General features: G+C 48.0%; 10 protein-coding genes and 1 pseudogene. 8 read left to right on the top strand and 3 right to left on the bottom strand.

From position 1 onward, the window contains the following. Positions 1 to 21: 21 nt before the first annotated feature. The 5 genes and pseudogenes from CEQ32_RS23205 (at position 22) to CEQ32_RS12015 (ending at position 4,943) form a co-directional block, all read left to right on the top strand. The gene (locus tag CEQ32_RS23205) at positions 22 to 147 is read left to right on the top strand and encodes a hypothetical protein (RefSeq protein WP_264291138.1); all 126 of its coding nucleotides are present in this window, start codon (positions 22 to 24) and stop codon (positions 145 to 147) included. A gap of 91 nt (positions 148 to 238) precedes the next feature. After that, the gene (locus tag CEQ32_RS12030; protein WP_011071175.1) at positions 239 to 439 is read left to right on the top strand and encodes a YheV family putative zinc ribbon protein; all 201 of its coding nucleotides are present in this window, start codon (positions 239 to 241) and stop codon (positions 437 to 439) included. 168 nt (positions 440 to 607) lie between these two features. Continuing rightward, positions 608 to 1,720 carry an agmatine deiminase gene (gene aguA / locus CEQ32_RS12025; protein WP_055648277.1) on the top strand — a complete coding sequence of 371 codons (1,113 nt, stop codon included), beginning with the start codon at positions 608 to 610 and terminating at the stop codon, positions 1,718 to 1,720. 73 nt (positions 1,721 to 1,793) lie between these two features. Beyond that, positions 1,794 to 3,500, top strand: a complete 1,707-nt coding sequence (locus CEQ32_RS12020) for an amidase (protein ID WP_088586086.1) — start codon at positions 1,794 to 1,796, stop codon at positions 3,498 to 3,500. 515 nt (positions 3,501 to 4,015) lie between these two features. Next, positions 4,016 to 4,943 (top strand): annotated as a pseudogene (locus CEQ32_RS12015) (transposase). Positions 4,944 to 4,977: 34 nt separating this feature from the next. On the opposite strand, the gene CEQ32_RS12010 reads toward CEQ32_RS12015, so the two are convergent. Beyond that, positions 4,978 to 6,591, bottom strand: a complete 1,614-nt coding sequence (locus CEQ32_RS12010) for an IS1634 family transposase (RefSeq protein ID WP_037431746.1) — start codon at positions 6,589 to 6,591, stop codon at positions 4,978 to 4,980. Positions 6,592 to 6,753: 162 nt separating this feature from the next. Between CEQ32_RS12010 and CEQ32_RS12005 the strand changes: the two genes are divergently transcribed. The 3 genes from CEQ32_RS12005 (at position 6,754) to dbpA (ending at position 12,304) form a co-directional block, all read left to right on the top strand. Beyond that, complete coding sequence (locus CEQ32_RS12005; RefSeq protein ID WP_011787758.1) at positions 6,754 to 8,364, top strand: IS1634-like element ISSpu7 family transposase; 1,611 nt, start codon at positions 6,754 to 6,756, stop codon at positions 8,362 to 8,364. Between the two features lie 1,387 nt (positions 8,365 to 9,751). After that, a complete protein-coding gene (locus tag CEQ32_RS11995; protein ID WP_088586085.1) occupies positions 9,752 to 10,609 on the top strand; it encodes a pirin family protein in 858 nt (285 codons plus the stop codon). A gap of 285 nt (positions 10,610 to 10,894) precedes the next feature. After that, positions 10,895 to 12,304 carry an ATP-dependent RNA helicase DbpA gene (gene dbpA, locus CEQ32_RS11985; RefSeq protein ID WP_169547368.1) on the top strand — a complete coding sequence of 470 codons (1,410 nt, stop codon included), beginning with the start codon at positions 10,895 to 10,897 and terminating at the stop codon, positions 12,302 to 12,304. A 199-nt stretch (positions 12,305 to 12,503) separates the two neighbouring features. Here dbpA and CEQ32_RS11980 read toward each other — a convergent pair whose 3' ends face one another. Then, positions 12,504 to 12,914 (bottom strand): VOC family protein, encoded by a 411-nt coding sequence (locus tag CEQ32_RS11980; protein WP_088586985.1) that lies wholly within the window; start codon positions 12,912 to 12,914, stop codon positions 12,504 to 12,506. 157 nt (positions 12,915 to 13,071) lie between these two features. Then, positions 13,072 to 14,112 carry an NADP(H)-dependent aldo-keto reductase gene (locus CEQ32_RS11975; protein WP_069453455.1) on the bottom strand — a complete coding sequence of 347 codons (1,041 nt, stop codon included), beginning with the start codon at positions 14,110 to 14,112 and terminating at the stop codon, positions 13,072 to 13,074. Between the last annotated feature and the right edge of the window lie 194 nt (positions 14,113 to 14,306).

Genomic DNA, 14,306 nt, shown 5'->3' with positions numbered 1-14,306 from the left:
GTGATGATAACGTACAAGCTCATGGCAAACCACAACTTAGGCCGAGTTGCTGCGTATTTCTTCGACTTTTTATGGCCTAGTGCGATAGCGCTCGACCGCGTGGTCAGGGAGTATGGCAGCACAAGTTTATTCAAGGACTGGCAATAGCTGGGCAGTATGGCAAAATAGCGCCACATTTTCGCCTTAACGCCGATGATTCGCTTATCGCTGGGCGCGTAGCCATTTATAGGTTTGTATCATGACCACTAAAATAAAAAAACGCTTTGTTGCTGGCGCAAAATGCCCTAAGTGCGGCGCGAAAGACAGCATTTTGCTGTTTAAAGAAAACGGTATCGAAACCGTAGAATGTACTGACTGTGATTATCGTGAGCAGCAAACCGATATCAAAGTGACCGAAAAAGCCACGGGCGCCGTCATTGGGGTGTTTAAACCCGACTAGGCTCATCTTTATGAAGCGCCAAACACGTGCTGGCAAAGTATGTAAGAGATTTTATTAACCGCTGCCAATGACCCTCGCATCGTTGTGGGGCTGATATAACTGTATTCTGTCGTCCTATTTTAGGGGCGTACACCCTTATCGATTTCAGCATTACTGGAGACAAAACTCATGACAAACGTGAATGTGGATGTCACGCCGTTAACGACTAAGCCATCACAAGATGGTTTTTATATGCCCGCCGAATGGGCGGCGCAGCAAGCTGTGTGGATGATTTGGCCCTATCGTCCTGATAACTGGCGCGCTGCGGGGGCGTATGCTCAGGCGACTTTCGCTAAGGTGGCCGATGCGATTGGCGCGGCAACGCCAGTGTATATGGGTGTCCCTAAAGCCTTTTTAGCCGAAGCTAAAACGGTAATGCCATCCCACGTTACCTTGGTTGAAATGGACAGTAACGATTGCTGGGCTCGCGATACAGGGCCAACTGTGGTCGTTAATGCTGAGGGCGAATGCCGCGGTGTTGACTGGGGCTTTAATGCTTGGGGCGGCCATAACGGTGGTTTGTACTTTCCATGGGATAAGGACGAGCAAGTCGCGCAGCAAATGCTTGCACAGCATGGTTTTGCCCGTTATCGCGCGCCGCTGATCCTCGAAGGTGGCTCCATCCATGTCGATGGTGAAGGCACCTGTATGACGAGTGCCGAATGTTTACTCAACGCCAACCGTAACCCTGAGCTGACAAAAGAACAGATTGAAGACTTACTGCGTGACTATTTGAATGTTAAGCAGTTTATCTGGTTACAAGATGGCGTTTATATGGATGAGACCGATGGCCATATCGATAATATGTGCTGTTTTGCCCGTCCTGGTGAAGTCATTCTGCACTGGACCGACGATGAAACTGATCCACAATATCCACGTTCAAAAGCCGCGCTCGAAGTGCTGCAAAACACTGTGGATGCCCAAGGCCGTAAGTTAAAAATCCATCTGTTGCCACAACCAGGGCCGCTGTATTGCAGCGAAGAAGAATCAAAAGGTGTGACTGAAGGCACTGGTGTGCCACGTACGGCAGGTGAGCGTTTAGCGGGTTCTTACGTGAACTTTTTAATCACCAATCATCGCATCGTATTCCCGCTGCTTGACCCAGCAACCGATGATATCGCTGCTCAAAAACTGCAAGAAATTTTCCCTGAGCATGAGATTGTGGGGGTGCCAGCCCGTGAGATTTTATTAGGTGGCGGCAATATCCATTGTATTACTCAGCAAATCCCTGCTGGAAAGTAACCCGAGGAGAACAGCATGACGATTGATGTCACTGTTAATACACCACAATTGGCTTTCTGCGGGAGGGCGTAAGATGTTTGAAGTCACTGAAGTTTCTATTGCCGAGCTGCGTGCTGCGCTCGAATCTGGCCGAACTACCGCAGTGGAGTTGGTGAAATCGTATCTCGCGCGGGTTGATGCCTATGACGGCCCTGCGACAAAAACTAAGCTCAATGCGTTAGTGGTGCACAATCCCGATGCGCTGAAAGAAGCTGAAGCCTCAGATGCGCGCCGCGCTCGAGGTGAAACCTTAAGCCCGCTCGATGGTATTCCTTACACCGCTAAGGACAGCTATTTGGTGAAGGGACTGACGGCGGCGTCTGGCAGCCCAGCATTTAAAGATTTAGTGGCCCAGTACGATGCTTTTGCCGTCGAGCGCCTACGCGCCGCGGGTGCCATTTGCCTAGGCAAAACCAATATGCCACCTATGGCTAATGGCGGCATGCAGCGTGGTCACTATGGCCGCGCCGAAAGTCCATACAATGCTGATTATCTTACAGCACCCTTTGCTTCGGGCTCTTCTAATGGGGCGGGCACGGGCACGGCGGCGAGCTACTCATCATTTGGTCTTGCTGAAGAAACTTGGTCGAGTGGTCGAGGCCCTGCGTCCAATAATGGTTTATGCGCCTATACGCCGTCTCGCGGCGTGATTTCCGTGCGTGGTAACTGGCCGCTAACCCCGACCATGGATGTGGTTGTGCCCTATACCCGCACAATGGCGGATATGCTCGAAGTGCTCGATGTGATTGTGGCCGACGACCCAATCACCCGTGGCGATCTCTGGCGTCTACAACCTTGGGTTAAAATCCCTAAAGCATCGACAGTTCGCCCAGAATCCTATCTAGCGCTGGCGGCTAGCGCCGATACGCTTAAGGGTAAGCGTTTTGGTGTGCCGCGTATGTACATCAATAAAGATGAATTGGCTGGCACCAGCGAAAATCCGGGTATTGGCGGCCCAACGGGTCAACGGATCCATACCCGCCAATCGGTGATCGATCTGTGGGAAGCCGCGCGTAAAGCCTTAGAAGCCGCTGGCGCCGAAGTGGTTGAAGTGGATTTTCCGCTGGTTTCCAATTGCGAAGGCGACCGCCCTGGTGCGCCGACGGTGTTTAACCGTGGTATCGTTACACCTCAGTTCCTGCATGATGAGTTATGGGAACTCTCAGGTTGGGCGTTCGATGAATTCCTGCGTGCTAACAATGACCCTAAACTCAACAAGCTTGAAGATGTGGTGGGGCATTTGATATTCCCCCATGATCTTGGCACCTTGCCAAATCGTGAAGGTGACTTAGCGGCAGGCATGGAAGAGTACGTCAACATGGCTAAGCGTGGCCTTAAATCCTTCGAACAGATCGACAGTATTCCCGATGGTCTGCGTGGTTTAGAAAAGACCCGTAAGCTGGACCTTGAAGATTGGATGGACGGGCTAAAGCTTGATGCCGTGCTGTTCCCAACGGTGGCCGATGTGGGGCCTGCCGATGCCCATGTGAATCCAGCCTCTGCCGATATTGCGTGGAGTAACGGGGTTTGGGTGGCAAATGGTAACTTAGCGATTCGCCACTTAGGCGTACCAACTGTGACTGTGCCTATGGGCGTGATGGCTGATATTGGCATGCCAGTGGGTTTGACCTTTGCGGGCCGTGCCTACGACGATAATAATCTGCTTAAATTTGCCGGTGCATTTGAGTCAACAGGTAACAGGCGCATTATTCCGCCGCGTACACCAAAACTGAGTCAATAAGCGCTAAACTGACAAATATAGACTTAGCTTAATCTTAGGGATTTATCTTGCTAGAGATTTAGCCCCATATAACGGCAAAGTATAGAGTTATAAAAACGGGATGGGTCTTAATGTACCAATCCCGTTTTTTTATGCTAACAACAGCCAGATACGACATTTTGCCATTCGCTACTGTTTGCTGCTGTGAGAGAGTAATACAGTCTTATACCAAGCAATTAAGAATCACACTAAATGGCAGTAATCCCATCAATACGCAGCCTTTGATAAAATGTTTTTGCCCCATTCCTCATTAGCAAAGCGGCATCTAGCTAACTTCAACTTCAATATGTTGACCCAATTTTAGTAATGCTACAGAGCTCTGGCCTTATCAGTTTTACCCAACTGCAATAACGTTTGCCAATGCGAAAATGTGGTACGAGTATTAGCCTGAATATAAAACATGGACACCCAATCTTAATAGCGAGGTAGCTAACCTCCGACTATGCTTTGGTTAAGCATTGAACAAGGAGGTTTGTATGCCGCGCCCTCGCCGAACTCAGATAAGTCTTGAAGACACTCCCTTTTACCATTGCTGTAGCCGCGTGGTGCGGCGTGCATTTTTATGTAGCGATGATACCTATTCGGGTAAAAACTATGACCATCGCCGTGGTTGGGTAGAATCGCTACTGTTTGAACTTGAAGCTGTTTTTGCTATTGATGTGGCCGCGTTTGCGGTGATGTCGAATCATCTGCATGTGGTGTTGCGGGTCGATATCGACAGTGCAAATCGCTGGACTGACCGCGAAGTGCTTGAGCAGTGGCATAAGCTATTTAAAGGCAATGAATTAACGCAAAAGTTCGCCAGAGGTGAATTGGTTGAAGCTCATGAGGTTAACAGATTAAGGCATTCAATTGCCCTTTATCGCAGTCGATTATGCGACATTAGCTGGTTTATGCGCTGCCTCAATGAACCTATCGCAAGGCAAGCAAATCAAGAAGATAAGTGTACAGGTCGTTTCTGGGAAGGTCGGTTTACCCATTTATTTTATATAGAATCAAGCCCTACTCGATGAAGCCGTGGTATTAGCTTGTATGACTTATGTTGATTACTCTTTATTAAAAGAAAGTCCTATCAGAGCCCAACTGGCTGATACACCAGAACAATCCGACCATACCAGTATTCAACTACGCATTCGGGCGGCGTTTAAAGGTGAGCAGCCGAGCAATCTCCTGCCTTTTATTGGCAACGAGTACGACAACCAACCCAATGGCATTGCGTTTGTCTTAACCGATTACCTTCAATTGCTGGATGATACCGGCCGAATCATTCGCAATGATAAACGTGGATACATCAGTGAAAATAGCGCCAAGTTACTGACCAGATTAAATATCACCCATAAAAATTGGCTCAGGCTGACCACCGAGTTTGGAAAACTATTTCACGGTCCAGTAGGCACATTGTAAGAACTGAGCGATTACCCGACATTCCGCACCTAATTTAGGAATAAATTTGCCGATAGCGTTCACCCAATACCTCCAAAATGATCTGCTGGTCTCCTGTTAGCTCCGTTACTTGTGGCGGAGCGTCTCCCTGTCGATATTCATGGATGCCACCAAAGCGCAAAAAGATCCAACGGGCCGTCGGCTGCTGGGTCGGTTTCTTTTTCATATCCGCCACGCTGCGGTTTTGCTCCATTAATCCCTGCCGGATACGGTGCTCCAACGCGGCATAAATCATCAGGCTACAGGTCATCACCATCAGCAGCGCTTCAATCCGCTCCGGTTTTTTCAGGTACAGTGAGGAGGTTAAAAACTCCGGGCTCTTGAGAAAACGAAAGCCTCGTTCGACATTCTGCTGCGCTTTATAGGTGGCGAGTAGTTCGGCCATGGTCAGCGTATCGCTGTGGTCATTGGTCGCCAGGATGAACACACCGGTCTGGTTGCGAGCCTCTTCAACGCAAGCCAGGCTAGTTGCCGCCAACCCACGGATTTGAAACTGATGGCCAATTGGCTCTTCGCCACGCTTGGGTCTGCCACGCCCTGCATAAACGGGTTCACTCACCACCTCGGCATCCAGTTGCAGCAGCATCAAGCTGGCGGTAAAACGACTCAACTCAGCTTGGGCATCCGCCTCACAAGCAAAGCGTCGGGCACACAATTTGGCGAAGGCTTTGAGCTCGCGAGTACTGTCTTTGAGCAGGTTTTTGGCCAATGTCTGCTGCTCGCGATGGCTGGCCTGTTCGCTGCGCACCAGCAACCAGCGCTGCGCGACGCCGGCATAATTGGCACCTTGCCAACGGCCATGATAGCCATTGCCCAAGGCAGTCAGAGGTTGCGCGCCGATTGTTGCTACGGCCTGCTTGGCCTCGTTCAACGTGACAGGTACCCGGGTGACAAACAGTTGCTGCTGTTGCGCCAGCAGTTGCAAAGTATCGGCGCAGTACAGTGCGGCATCGCCGACCAGATAACGACTCTCCTGCGCAGCCTTGAGGCTGCTCAAATGGCGACGAACGGTCTGGGCAAAGGCTTTGGTGTCATTACTATTGCCGCTCAGGGCCTGCATATAGACAGGTAGCCCGGCCTGATTTTCACAGATGAGCTCAAGGATCACCTGGTTCAGCTCTGGCCGGTGATCGCGACTATAACCACGCACCAGTTGCAGCTTACCGAGCGGTTCCCCATCGTTGCAGTCATAGGCGCCATCGACGTGGAAGCTGGTGATATCGAGGTGCACTGCGGTGCTTTTGAGCCCCAGCCGCTCGACAACTTGCGCCGCCATCACCTGATACAAGGCGCTGACATCGGCCTCGAAGAGGGCATCGAGACAGCGACCGAGCACATCATCGTTGAGGTCATCAGCACAGATCCCGGGGCCAATCAGGCGCTCCACCGGCTTGTTAGCGAAGAATTGCGGGAACATGTGCAGGGTGCAGCTGTTAAAGCCGAGACCGTTCACTATCATGGCGACCAAGGCTTCACCATGCGAGACCTTAAAAGGCGGCGTTTTGGGGAGTACGGCATCGATCATGCGGGCAATCCCCAGTTCTTGGCAGAGTGCGGCGACCAAGCCAAGGTGATCGAGGTTACGGATAGAGATAGCGGGAGCGGCCATGATGAATTACCTGCAAAAGAGAGTAATAGATCCGTCATTCCGCAGCTAATTCCAGAATTTAAATAGTGTGATCTGGCGATCAGCTTTTCATAAAAACTACGACACCATCTTGACCGCGATCGACAGTTTTGATCTATTACTGCTATTTGACGGTCTCAAAATATGTCTACCCATCCTGTTATTAAACGCTTAGATCACCTTGGTCTCATTGCCGCCTTTTGTCACGAAATTGGCCTGCCACGGATGATAGATGCCGTTATCCCAAAATATTCTGACCACAATGTTTCTCATGGTGACGCGGTATTGGCCATGCTCCTAAATGGACTTGGCTTTCATAGCAGAACACTGCACATGTTCTCGGACTTTTTTAAGACCAAGCCTGTATCTAAGCTACTCGCCAAAGACATTGAAGCACACCACCTGACTGATGATGTACTAGGCCGCACATTAGATGCTCTATACGAAGCCGATGTCTCAGCGCTCTATCAGGTTATTGCTGAGCGTGTTGTTGATAAACTGGGCTTGACGACCGATTCTGTTCATCTTGATATCACTAGCTTCCACGTTGATGGTGAGTATGCACAAGATGAAAACACCAACGTGATTAAGCTTGTAAGAGGTTATAGTCGGGATCATAGGCCAGAGCTTAACCAAGTCGTGCTTGAACTCATCTGTGAAAACCAAGCAGGTATTCCTGTTTACATGCAAGCACTGAGTGGTAACACCAATGATGCCAAGGCATTCGCTGAAGTCACTAAAAGACACATACATTGCCTAAAAGCCGCGCAAAATAGTCGTTACTTTATCGCTGATGCCGCTTTGTACACCGAAGAAAGCATCTCCTCGCTAGATGAGCAAAATCAAAAATTCATTACCCGTGTCCCCATGACCATCAAGCTCGCAAAACAAGCACTACTTGCGCTAGAGCCAGAGCAATTAAGCACTATCGGTCATGGCTACTCAGGATGTTGGATAGACTCGGATTACGGAAAGGTCAATCAACGTTGGTTGCTCGTTCACAGTGAACAGGCCACCAAGCGGGAAGAAATCACTTTCTTCAAGAACTTAGAGAAAAACATAGCAAAAGAAATCAAAGCGTTGGAAAAGCTAAGTAAAAAACCATTCGCTTGTGAAGTTGACGCAGAATTAGCGTTTAACGATTTCAAGAAACAATGTGACTTACTTGGGTTTGAACAAGGCACTCTCATCAAACAGCCGACTTACTCTCATTCGGGCCGCCCAAAGACAGATGAAGCACCGACAGGATACCAATACTTTATCGAAGCCGCCCCCTTCACCGACCTAGAAAAAGTAAAACTGGCTAAGCTCAAAGTAGGCATGTTTATCCTCGCGACGAATGACACCGACAATGAAGCACTCACCATGGCGGCTCTTCTAGCACATTACAAATCGCAACAAAAAGTCGAGCGCGGCTTCCGTTTTCTAAAAAGCCCTGAGTTTTTAACCTCTTCCATCTTCTTGAAAAAGCCTGAGCGCATTGAAGCGTTGCTAATGATAATGACGTTGAGCTTGCTTGTTTACGCTAGTTTAGAACACAAAATCAGAGAACAACTCGCACAAACCGAAGCGTTCTTCCCAAGTATGGTAAAGAACAAGACGACCTCCAGACCGACGGCACGTTGGGTCTTCTTGCAATTCGAAGGCATAGATACGCTAGAGATTAACGGCCAAAGGTTCATCACTGGACTTCAAGATCACCAAACACAACTACTCAAATTACTCGGTAGATTCTATGAGGTAGTTTATTCCTAAATTAGCTGCGGAATGTCGGATAGATCAGAATGACCGATCGCTGTCAAGCACTGAAAATTGCAAAATTTAGGTGCGGAATGACGGATTACTGCGAACATCTCGAAAAGCGACTATGGCACTTTGCGGCAAGCTGCCAGCACTTGCGCTGCAACTGACAACGACTTATATAACTTCGAAAGTAACCCTTGCTGAGTATCCCCTAAGAACTGGGATGATTTACCTCGTCTGAAATACCCCATTTTTTAAGGGATTAGCGCAATTTATTGTCCCGATACTGTCCCTGCGACTTTTGATGGTTCTTTTTTTAACAATGTTAACTTTTACAAGTTGTAGGCAAACTGAAAGTGCATTATGTTATTGATTTATAATGGGTGGTTAGATTTATTTCTTTGATGTAACTCACTTCATTGATTTTAATATGAATATCATAATTCGCGCGCTAGAGGACTTTACTAAGTATATTCAAAATAAAATTGATGAAATTCAAAAAAACCGTTTGGATATACATAAGTCGCCTTACTTTAATGAGTTCAAACTTCCCCATATTACTATCATAAAAAAGCTCTAGAAGATGCAGGGCGAGAGTTTACTGTAAAGGAGTGTCTGGTAGAATTTAATGTATCATCGACAGCCGCCAGAGCGTATTTAGATAAGTTGTCGGATCTTGGGTTGCTGATTAAACATCCAATCAAAGGGCGTCAAATGGGATATATAGCTCCAAGAAACCTTAGGTCACGCCTCAAGATTGAATAGTATTGGTATCAGTGCAAAAACACTTAACAAGAAGGAGAGGTGTCGAGCAGATACCTAATCTAAATTGATCAGCATCTGCAATACTGGACACTTCACTAAGGTACTTTGCGATATTTGAACTAATTCAATGGCAACTAAATTAGCAAGGTTACTGACAAGGTTCTGTCCCATATATTCAGATGACGAAACGGTTGTATGTGGTGTGTGAATTGCCATTGAAGCACCAGTAACCGTTGGCAATATGGCAGCTCATTCACATCCATGTGATCGCTGCATTAGTACATCCTGTACAGCAGATGTCGCCGTCGAGCCTCTGGGCTTTTTGTCAAAGAATGGGATGGCGTGTTACTGGGGAGACAATGGCAATTTCCTTTGTCCTAGTGATAAACAGTTCACACACTTTTTCACAAACGTTTTATTTCGAGAAGTATTGTTCAAGCAAGTCATAACGCCGTTTACTCAATTCCAAACCATTCTACTTTTTCGAAAAATCTAAGCGTGATTTCGCGTTATTCATTTTCAAATTTCCTTGTTATTCTGCCACCATCAGCATTGCCACTGTTTCACGCTGTCATTTGGGGAGCCAAGAGATAGCGAGTGCACAGGCTAATGCTTTACGAGTTAGGAGCATAAAATGAAAGTCTTAGGCCAGTTTTCTGCTAAACCTGCGATGGATGGCGACGGGGTGAATATTCGCCGAGTGGCTGACTTTATCAGCACTCAGTTTGACCCATTCTTGATGATGGATGAGATCAAATCCGATGATAAACAGGATTTTATTGGTGGCTTTCCGCCGCATCCGCACCGTGGGATGGAGACCTTTACCTATATCCGTAAGGGCGGGTTTGAGCATAGAGATCAAATGGGTAACGTCAAAGCGATTCGTGCAGGCGATGTGCAGTGGATGAGCACGGGTTATGGCGTGGTGCATTCCGAAATGCCGCTGGCCGATGCACTCAATGGTCTGCATGGCTTCCAAATTTGGGTCAATATGCCCGCGAAAGATAAACTGCGCCCCGCGACGTATCAGGATACGGCTTCAATCCCAAGCGTTGAAACCACGAATGACACAGGCGCAACCCTTAAAGCCTTGGCGGGTGATTGGGCTTTTGCGGGTAAGAGCGCCATCAGTGCCACCATCCAAGGATTAGCGGGCGAAGCGGCGATTGCCGACTTGATGATTAACGCCAATGGTGAAGCGCTGCTCGATTTATCCAAGCATGAGTTTGCCGCCCTCTATATTTACCAAGGTGGCTTGAGTAAGGGCGAAGGCTCACTGTGGTCATTCAATGAAGGCGAGTTTTTAGTGCTCGATAGCCAAACGCCATTGCAGCTTAAGGCCGATGATCGCGGTGCGGGCATGTTACTGTTTGTGGGTAAACCGATTCGCGAAAAAATTGTGCAGATGGGTCCCTTTGTGATGAACACCCAAGCGGAAATTCAGCAGGCGATTCGCGATTATCAAGAAGGCCGTTTTGGCCAAATCGCTTAATCTGTTAAGTCTGCCGCGCTGAGCAAAACCAAAGCCTTGTATCCCAGCAGGGCTTTTTTATTGCTGTTTACGCCGACGATTTCGATTGTTTAAGGACTTGAGTTTAAGGATTTGAGGTAAAAGTTGCCCGTTGTTGCTACAATAGCGGTACTTTTGGGTTGAGCGAATGCAGAACTGAATTCTTGCCTTACGTAAACCTGAATCTTGATAAACCCGTTTAATCGATAAGTAACGCAATTTTAGTAACCTAGCAGCCGCTTCGTTACCCACCACAGGATATTCGCCTTGAGCAATTCAGATACTAAGCCTACTTCATCACTGGCTTTCTTGACCCTTAAGCTAAAAACCGAACTGCTTGAGAACCTTTCTTCTATGGGCTACAACGAGATGACGCCCATTCAGGCGCAAAGCTTGCCAGCCATTTTAGCGGGCGAGGATGTGATAGGTCAGGGTAAAACGGGGTCAGGTAAAACGGCGGCCTTTGGTCTAGGTTTACTAAATAAATTAGACGTTAAGCGTTTTCGCATTCAAACCTTAGTGCTGTGTCCAACCCGCGAGTTGGCCGACCAAGTGGCGCAGGAGATCCGTACTCTCGCCCGTGGTATACACAACGTGAAAGTATTAACCCTGTGTGGTGGTGTGCCAATGGGGCCGCAAATTGGCTCTTTAGAGCATGGTGCCCATATTATTGTGGGAACCCCGGGGCGGATTGTCGATCACTTAGACCGCAATCGTTTAGATTTAAGCAATCTAAGTATGTTAGTGCTTGATGAAGCTGACCGTATGCTCGAAATGGGGTTCCAACCTCAGCTCGATGCGATTATTGAACAGTCACCACGCGAGCGCCAAACGCTGCTGTTTAGTGCAACATTCCCTGAGCAAATTCAATCGATTGCTAAACAAATCATGTATAACCCTGTGATGGTTAAGGCCGCGGTTACCCATGAAAAAAATACCATCGAACAGCATTTTTATCAGTTAGATGACGATAAGTCGCGCATGCAAGCGCTGCAATTATTACTGTTAGAACATAAGCCAGAAAGTGCCGTGGTGTTTTGTAATACCAAGCGTGAAACGCAAAAAGTGGCCGACGAACTCGAGGGTTTAGGCTTTAGTGTCTTGGCCTTGCACGGCGATTTAGAACAGCGCGATAGGGACGAAACCCTGTTGCAATTTGCCAACAAGAGCGCCTGCGTGCTGGTGGCTACCGACGTGGCCGCCCGTGGTTTAGATATTGATGCGCTAGATGCCGTATTTAACTACCATGTGGCCTACGATACCGAAGTGCACATTCACCGTATCGGCCGTACTGGCCGTGCGGGCAGTAAAGGCGCTGCTTATACCTTTTACAACGATCAAGACGGTTACAAGATCGCCTTACTAGAAGAGTACTTAGATCGAGAAATTACCAGTGAATCACTGCCATCATTAAGCTTGCTTGGCAGTGCGCCTAATGCGCCAACCATGATCACTCTGCAAATCGATGGTGGTAAAAAAGAGAAACTTCGCCCTGGTGATATTCTTGGCGCCCTGACCGGTGATAATGGCATTGAAGGTACGCAGGTGGGCAAGATCCTCGTGACCGACTATCGTGCTTATGTGGCGGTAAACCGTAAAGTGGCTAAAAAGGCACTGAGCAAGATCACCAGCGGCCGCATTAAGGGTAAGTCTTACCGCGCGTGGTTGATGAAATAAACTGCTATTAAGTGAACAAAGAGCGAAGCCAAATGGCTTCGCTTTTTTGTTTTTAGCGCATCTAACTTGATAGTGCCTTGTCATAATCCGAGTGCTTGGTCGTAACTAGCGACACTTGCCATTACGGCATCGGTGTCGATGCAGAGTATGATTGCTAAATGAGGAAAAGGGTGATTTACTTTTTTATTCAATCACATAGTTACTGACATCTTTTTGCCATGGGGTGATGAGGGCTGAGCTGCAATAAATCCCAACGGTTGCCATAGAGATCTTCAAATACGGCAACAGTGCCGTAATCTTGCACTTGTGGCTCGCGAATAAAGTGAATGCCTATTGACCGCATATGCTCATAATCGCGCCAAAAATCATCGGTATTTAAGAATAAAAACACTCGTCCTCCGGCCTGATTACCGATAAATGATTCCTGCTCGGGTTTGGAGGCTTTGGCTAATAGTAGGGCCGTACCATGGGAATTAGGCGGCGCAACCACAACCCAGCGTTTATCTTGCTCGGGTTGATAACTGTCTTCAATCAATTCAAATTTGAGTTTATTAACATAAAAATCAATCGCCTCATCGTAGTCTCTTACTACGAGTGCGATATGGACAATAGTCTGTTCATCTCGGTATCTCGGTTTTTGATCGCGACTACAACCGCTATTGCAATCGCTATCGCAATGGTTAGCGCATTGCCGCGACAGCACAATCAACTCATGGCGAAAGTGAGTGGCTTGAAGTCACTCACTTATTAGCTGCTCATTGTAAAAGCTAAGGGCAAGGTAATCTAAATTGATCTGAGAGTTCATTTAGACGGCTGAGTAACTCAGGGGAGAGGCTGACTTTTAAGCTGTCGATATTCTCTTTTAGCTGGTATAAATCTGTGGCGCCAATAATGTTTGAGCCAACAAATTTACGTGAATTAACAAAGGCTAGCGCCATTTGCGCGGGGGATAGATTAAACTCGCGGGCTAAGTCTACGTAGGCCGCTGTGGCATCGAGTGCCATTTGCGAACCAGTATAACGGGCGAAGCGTTTAAACAGGGTTAAGCGCGCGCCTTCGGGCCATTGGTTGTTGCAATATTTGCCGCTCAGGGCGCCAAAGGCTAAGGGCGAGTAGGCTAGCAGCGGTAACTCTTCGCGGTGGCTGATTTCACTCATGCCCACCTCAAAGCTGCGGTTGAGCAGGTTATAGGGGTTTTGCACTGTGACAATGCGCGGCAGGCCGTGTTTTTCCGCCAGTTGCAGGTACTTCATCAGTCCCCAAGGGGTTTCGTTCGATACACCGATATAGCGCACTTTACCTTGGCGAATGACTTCGGCGAGGGCTTCGAGGGTTTCGAGGATCGGCGTTTGCTGCTCAATCTCTTGCTCGTCGTAAAATAATTCCCCGAAGAAGTTGGTATTGCGATCCGGCCAATGAACTTGATAGAGATCGATAGTATCGATTTGCAGGCGTTCGAGCGAGGCATCAACTGCTTGGTGAATGTTGTTCCAGTCTAGCGCCATGTTTTTGCGAATATAGTCACTCTTGCCACCTGGCGCGGCAATCTTAGTGGCGATAACTAAGTCATCACGGTTGCCACGGGCCTTGATATATTGGCCCAAAATGCGTTCGGTTTCCCCTTGGGTTTCCGGCTTTGGCGGCACAGGGTACATTTCCGCAGTATCAATAAAGTTGATGCCACTGCCTATGGCGTAGTCTAGCTGTGCAAAGGCTTCGGCTTGGGTATTTTGTTCGCCCCAAGTCATGGTGCCTAAACAGATTTTGCTCACCTCGAGATTAGAATGCGGTATGCGTCTGTATTCCATCTATTTCTCCTACGGAAACTATCTTAGTTCGAGGCTATCAAGCTTTTGCTGTAAAGCAAAGGTTAATGCGGCGCTAAGAATGTTAGTGGGTTAAAAATAACCAATGCCTTGTGGGGATTTTGCTAGGTTTATTGCGACATATTGTGCACTAACTCGCCACTGACTCTGGGTTTTGTGCCTTTGCCCCGATTCGG

Source organism: Shewanella sp. FDAARGOS_354 (assembly GCF_002209245.2).
Lineage (GTDB): Bacteria > Pseudomonadota > Gammaproteobacteria > Enterobacterales > Shewanellaceae > Shewanella > Shewanella xiamenensis.
The sequence above is the reverse complement of the archived record's forward strand: the minus strand, read 5'-3'. Positions and strand labels throughout refer to the sequence as shown.

Coding starts and splice junctions, on each gene's coding strand:
- CEQ32_RS12030 (WP_011071175.1), top strand. CDS start 239: ATGACCACTAAAATAAAAAAACGCTTTGTTGCTGGCGCAAAATGCCCT.
- aguA (WP_055648277.1), top strand. CDS start 608: ATGACAAACGTGAATGTGGATGTCACGCCGTTAACGACTAAGCCATCA.
- CEQ32_RS11995 (WP_088586085.1), top strand. CDS start 9,752: ATGAAAGTCTTAGGCCAGTTTTCTGCTAAACCTGCGATGGATGGCGAC.
- CEQ32_RS12005 (WP_011787758.1), top strand. CDS start 6,754: ATGTCTACCCATCCTGTTATTAAACGCTTAGATCACCTTGGTCTCATT.
- CEQ32_RS12010 (WP_037431746.1), bottom strand. CDS start 6,591: ATGGCCGCTCCCGCTATCTCTATCCGTAACCTCGATCACCTTGGCTTG.
- CEQ32_RS23205 (WP_264291138.1), top strand. CDS start 22: ATGGCAAACCACAACTTAGGCCGAGTTGCTGCGTATTTCTTCGACTTT.
- CEQ32_RS12020 (WP_088586086.1), top strand. CDS start 1,794: ATGTTTGAAGTCACTGAAGTTTCTATTGCCGAGCTGCGTGCTGCGCTC.
- CEQ32_RS11975 (WP_069453455.1), bottom strand. CDS start 14,112: ATGGAATACAGACGCATACCGCATTCTAATCTCGAGGTGAGCAAAATC.